Here is a 4,824-nt window from a genome sequence, read left to right as displayed (position 1 = left end):
TGACCCGCTTCCCCTCCCACGCCGGAGGGCCCGGCGCGATTCGGCGGGGGCCCTTTTTGTATGTCCTGGAACCGGGGATGTCCTGGAACCGGGGATGTCGGGGAACCGGGGATGTCGGGGAGCCGGGTACTCGGGCAGCGGTGCCCGGCTCAGCCGAAGCGGCCGGAGATGTAGTCCTCGGTGGCCTTCTTGCCCGGGTTGGAGAAGATCTTCTCGGTGTCGTCGATCTCGACCAGCCTGCCCGGCTTGCCCTGGGCCTCCAGGTTGAAGAAGCCGGTCTGGTCGCTCACCCGCGCGGCCTGCTGCATGTTGTGGGTGACGATGACGATCGTGTAGTCCTGCTTCAGCTCGGTGATCAGGTCCTCGATCGCCAGGGTGGAGATCGGGTCGAGCGCCGAGCAGGGCTCGTCCATGAGCAGCACGTCGGGCGAGACCGCGATGGCGCGGGCGATGCACAACCGCTGCTGCTGACCGCCGGACAGGCCGCCGCCCGGCTTGTCGAGCCGGTCCTTGACCTCGTTCCACAGGTTCGCCCCGCGCAACGAGCGCTCGGCGACCTCGTCGAGTTCCTTCTTGTCCCGCACGCCCTGCAGGCGCAGACCGGCCACCACGTTGTCGCGGATGGACATGGTCGGGAACGGGTTGGGCCGCTGGAAGACCATGCCGATGGTGCGGCGCACCCCGACCGGGTCGATGCCGACGCCGTAGATGTCCTCCCCGTCGAGCATCACCGAGCCCTCGACGCGGGCGTTGGGGGTGACCTCGTGCATCCGGTTGAGCGAGCGCAGCACGGTGGACTTGCCGCAGCCGGAGGGCCCGATGAAGGCGGTCACGCTGCGCGGCAGCACGGTCAGCGACACATCGGCCACGGCGTGGAACTTGCCGTAGAAGATGTTCAGTTCCTTGACGTCGATCCGCTTGGCCATGTGAGTTTTCCGTTCGCTTCTATCGGTTGCGCGTGAGCAGCTTGTTGACGACCGCGGCCGCGGCGTACAGGGCCGCGATGAGCAGGATCAGCGTGAGCGCCGCGCCCCATACCCGTTCCCGGCCCGCGGCCTCGGGGTTGGCCAGCTCCTGGTAGATCAGCAGCGGCAGCGAGGCCATGTTGCCGTCGAAGAGATTGGTGTTGATGGACTTGGCGTAGCCGACGAGCACCAGCACCGGCGCGGTCTCGCCCATGACGCGGGCCAGCGCCAGCAGCATGCCGCTGATCATGCCGGGCGCGGCGGTCGGGATGACGATGCGCACGATGGTCTTCCACTTGGGGATGCCCAGCGCGTAGGAGGCCTCGCGCAACTCGTCGGGCACCAGCTTGAGCATCTCCTCGGTGCTGCGCACCACCACCGGCAGCATGAGCAGCACCAGGGCCAGCGAGACGGCGAAGGCGCTCTGCGGCGCGCCGAAGGTGGCGATCCACAGCGCGAAGACGAACAGCGCCGCCACGATGGAGGGCACGCCCGCGAGGATGTCGACCATGAAGGTGGTGACCTTGGCCAGCCTGCCCCGGCCGTATTCGACCAGGTAGACCGCGGCCATGATGCCCAGCGGCACCGCGATCGCCGCGGCCACCGCGGACTGCACGATGGTGCCGTAGATGGCGTGATAGACGCCGCCGCCGGACTGGTCGGGCAGGATGCCCTTCTGCGAGTACGTCCACCAGGTGGAGGACACGATGGCCCCGATGCCTTCGCTGACCACCATCCACAGCACCCAGCCCAGCGGGACCAGCGCGATGGCGAAGCACAGCGCGAACACGACGGTGGCCAGGTTGTTCTTGATCCGCCGGGCGGTGCCGACCCGCCGGAAGGCGGGCGCCTTCACCGGCCGGTCGAACTTGGTGAGCTCGGTCTTGGTCAGCGAGGTCATCAGCCGTTCACCTTTCCGCCCGCGGCGAGCCGGGCCAGCGCGTTGACCACGAAGGTCAGCGCGAACAGGACGAAGCCGGCGGCGATGTAGGCGCCGGTCGGCAGCGGGGAGCTGAACTCCGAGGCCGCCGAGGCGATCTTGGAGGCGAAGGTGTAGCCGCCGTCGAACAGCGACCAGTTGCCCGCCTGCGCCGAGGTGCGCAGCACCACGAGCACGGCGATGGTCTCGCCGAGCGCGCGGCCGAGGCCGAGCATGGACCCGGCGATCACGCCGCTGCGGCCGTAGGGCAGCACGGTCATCCGCACGACTTCCCACTTGGTCGCGCCCAGCGCCAGCGCCGCCTCGATGTGGGCGGTCGGGGTGAGGTTGAAGACCTCGCGGGAGACCGAGGTGATGATCGGCAGGATCATCACGGCGAGCACGAGGCCCGCGGTGAAGATGGTGCCGCCGCCTCCGATGGAGACGTTGCCGTCGGCGAACAGGAACAGCCAGCCGAGGTTGTCGTTCAGGAAGCGCTGGACGGGCTCGATCTTCGGGGCGAGCACGAGGAAGCCCCACAGGCCGAAGACGATCGAGGGCACCGCCGCCAGCAGGTCGACCAGCATGGCGAACGGGCGCGCGAGCGCCTTCGGCGCGTAGTGGGTCAGGAACAGCGCGATGCCCACGCCGATGGGTACCGCGATCACCAGCGCGAACACCGAGCTGAGCACCGTGACCATGAGCAGGTCCTTGATGCCGAAGCGCAGGTTGTCCGGGTCGGTGGTGTCGAACTCGGTGCTGGTGAAGAAGTTGACGGTGTCGGCCCTGAGCGAAGGCACCGCGCGGATCAGCAGGAACAGCGCGATCAGCGCGATCGCGGCGACGATGATCGCGCCGGACGCGGTGGCCATGGAGCGGAATATCGTCTCCGCCCGCCCGCTGTGCGGCGCTGTGCCGACGCCTGCCGCCTGGTCGGTTCTCGGTTCATTCGGCATCTGCGCAGTTTCTCCGGCCGGGAGCGGACCCGTCGATTCCGACAGGTCCGATCCGGTCACCTCAGGGTGCACTGTCATTGTCGCTTCAGCTGATCGCGTCGATCGCGGTGGTCAGCCTGGTCTTGAACGCCTCGGGGATCGGGATGTACCCGTTGTTCTCGAGACCGGCCTGGCCGTTGGTCACCGCCGAGGCCAGGAACGCCTTGACGGCCTGGCCGGTGGCGGGGTCGGCGTACTTCGAGCAGACGATCTCGTAGGTGGCCATCATCACCGGGTAGGCGCCCGGCTCCGACGGGCGGTAGAACGAGCTGGTGTCGAGCACCAGGTCGTTGCCCTCGCCGACGATCTTCACCCCGTCGATGGCCTTGCCCGCGGTCTGCACCGACAGCTCCACCGGGTCGGGGCCGGCGGAGGTGACGATCCTGGCCACCGAGAGGTTCTGCGCCTTGGCGAAGGACCACTCGTTGTAGGTGATGGAGTTCTTCGTGCTCTTCACCGCCGCCGAGGTGCCCTCGTTGCCCTTGGCGCCCTCGCCGACGCCGCCGGCGAAGGACTTGCCCGCGCCCTTGCCCCAGGCGCCGTCGGAGGCGGCGTCGAGGTAGAGCTGGAAGTTGTCGGTGGTGCCGGACTCGTCGGAGCGGAAGATCACCGCGATCGGCTCGGCGGGCAGGGCGGCGCCGGGGTTGAGCGCCTCGATCTCAGGGGCGTCCCAGGTCGTCACGGTGCCGTTGAAGATCTTGGCGGTGGTCGGTCCGTCGAGGACCAGGTCGGTCACGCCGTCGATGTTGTAGGTGACGGCGATGGGGCCGAAGACGGTCGGCAGGTTCCACGCCGGGGCGTCGCACCGCTCGGCCGCCTTGGCCGGCTCGCCCTTGGACTCGCTGAGCGGGGAGTCCGAGCCGCCGAAGTCGGTCTGGCCGCCGACGAACTCGTTGACGCCCGCGCCGGATCCGCTGGAGGTGTAGTTGAGGGTGTAGCCGTCGCAGTTGGCCTCGTAGGCGGCGATGAAGCGTTCCATCGCGTTCTTCTGCGAGCTCGCCCCGCTGGCCTTCAGCGAGGTCTTGCCGCCACACGCCACCTCGGCGTTGGCCTCGATGCCTGCGCCCGCCCCGCTGTTGTCGTCGCTACCGCAGGCCGCGAGCGGCACGACGACGGCCGCGAGAACGCCCACCAGGGCGCTGCTGCGCTTGGAATTCACTGTTCCTCCGCAAAATCGCTTCCGACACGCCCGGTCCCTCACCGGCCCGGGCGGGTGGTCGTGGTGATCGTTCGGCCGAACTCCCTCACCGGGCAGCAATCACTGCCCGGATCAAACGTAGATTCGCTCGGTGGACAGCCGGACGAGCCAGGATGAACGCGAGGTGAACAGGACTGCGCGATTGCGTTGTCGTAGCGTGATGTTTGCCACCGGGCGGATCTCGGTCACACGACGACGCTGGCGCCGGGCGGGAGCCGGCAGTTCGCGCGTGCGCCGGGGAACTACCCGGCGCGGCCGGCGATCAATCGCCCGCGGGCGGCACGTCGGCGCTGTAGGCGATGTCGACGTGGAAGGGCGTGAACCCGAGCTTGGTGTAGGTGTTCACCGCCGCGGTGTTGTCGGCCTCGGTGTAGAGCAGCACCGTCTCCAGCCCGCGCTCGCGCAGATACCGCAGGCCCGCCAGGGTGAGCAGCCTGCCGAGGCCGCGCCCCTGGGCGGACGGATCGATGCCGACCACGTACACCTCGCCCATCGGCGGGTCGGTCTCGGTGTGCACCTTGGTCCAGTGGAAGCCGAGGATGCGCACCGGGTCGGTGGAATCGGTGGCGATGAACAGCCCGGCCGGGTCGAACCAGGGCTCGGCGCGGCGGGCGGCGAGGTCGCGCTCGGTCCAGCCGCCCTGTTCCGGGTGCCAGTCGAAGGCGGCGTTGTTGACCCGCAGCAGTTCGGCGTCGTCCTCCTGGCCGGTGTAGGTGCGCAACACCAGGCCCTCGGGCACCTCGATGG

Annotated in this window: 5 protein-coding genes; all 5 read right to left on the bottom strand. The window is 68.8% G+C overall.

Annotated features, from left to right (window positions below):
* Positions 1 to 149: 149 nt before the first annotated feature.
* The gene (gene pstB / locus QH283_RS07540) at positions 150 to 926 is read right to left on the bottom strand and encodes a phosphate ABC transporter ATP-binding protein PstB (RefSeq protein ID WP_280502299.1); all 777 of its coding nucleotides are present in this window, start codon (positions 924 to 926) and stop codon (positions 150 to 152) included.
* 19 nt (positions 927 to 945) lie between these two features.
* Positions 946 to 1,866: a phosphate ABC transporter permease PstA gene (gene pstA / locus QH283_RS07535; RefSeq protein WP_280502298.1), complete on the bottom strand. Its 921-nt coding sequence runs from the start codon at positions 1,864 to 1,866 to the stop codon at positions 946 to 948.
* Complete coding sequence (pstC, locus tag QH283_RS07530; RefSeq protein ID WP_280502297.1) at positions 1,866 to 2,840, bottom strand: phosphate ABC transporter permease subunit PstC; 975 nt, start codon at positions 2,838 to 2,840, stop codon at positions 1,866 to 1,868. The genes pstA and pstC overlap by 1 nt, the downstream gene beginning before the upstream one ends.
* A gap of 85 nt (positions 2,841 to 2,925) precedes the next feature.
* Positions 2,926 to 4,038 carry a phosphate ABC transporter substrate-binding protein PstS gene (gene pstS, locus QH283_RS07525; protein WP_280502296.1) on the bottom strand — a complete coding sequence of 371 codons (1,113 nt, stop codon included), beginning with the start codon at positions 4,036 to 4,038 and terminating at the stop codon, positions 2,926 to 2,928.
* A 301-nt stretch (positions 4,039 to 4,339) separates the two neighbouring features.
* Positions 4,340 to 4,824, bottom strand: a 485-nt coding sequence (mshD, locus tag QH283_RS07520) for a mycothiol synthase (protein WP_280502295.1), incomplete at its 5' end; no start/stop codon positions are given.

Origin of the sequence: Nocardia farcinica, from assembly GCF_029867845.1 — a bacterium.
Taxonomy (GTDB): domain Bacteria; phylum Actinomycetota; class Actinomycetes; order Mycobacteriales; family Mycobacteriaceae; genus Nocardia; species Nocardia farcinica_A.
The sequence above is the reverse complement of the archived record's forward strand: the minus strand, read 5'-3'. Positions and strand labels throughout refer to the sequence as shown.